This is a genomic window from Pseudoalteromonas sp. 19-MNA-CIBAN-0066 (assembly GCF_040308705.1).
In the GTDB taxonomy this organism is placed as follows: domain Bacteria; phylum Pseudomonadota; class Gammaproteobacteria; order Enterobacterales; family Alteromonadaceae; genus Pseudoalteromonas; species Pseudoalteromonas nigrifaciens.
This window is the reverse complement of sequence record NZ_JBEONZ010000112.1, coordinates 1-428: the sequence shown is the minus strand read 5'-3', so window position 1 is coordinate 428 and position 428 is coordinate 1. Positions and strand designations below refer to the sequence as shown.

General features: G+C 50.0%; 1 protein-coding gene. It reads right to left on the bottom strand.

What is annotated here, in order from left to right:
• The coding region (locus AAEZ18_RS18420; RefSeq protein WP_352255844.1) for a DUF2586 family protein at positions 1-428 on the bottom strand (428 nt) is incomplete at both ends.

Here is a 428-nt window from a genome sequence, read left to right as displayed (position 1 = left end):
ATAGTGACTGCGCTTTTACATAAACGCCCAGTTACTGCGCCTAGCTCGTCGCCAAATAGCAAAGGAACAACAGCTGTTTGCGGTGCTACTACGCCGTCGGTGATTGGCTGCAATGCGGTTACTAAATCAGACCAATTTTGCAGCTCGGTTAGCCCTGGCGCTGCTACTAAAAAGCGCACTCGGCGAGCAAGGCTTGCTAGTATTTCAAGCGCTTTAGCTTGATAGCTTTCTACTTCGGCTTTGCCTGTTACTGGTGTGCAAATAACAATGATTTCGGGGCTTACGTCCTGATCCATTGCTTCGTCAATAAGCGCCATTACGTCGGCGTCGATTGCGTGCGCTATTGCATAACCACTTACTAGGTCGTCGCCGTTGCGCTGCCATGCTTTAACTTGGGTTTTTAACGGTGAGTCGGCTACGCCAAACTC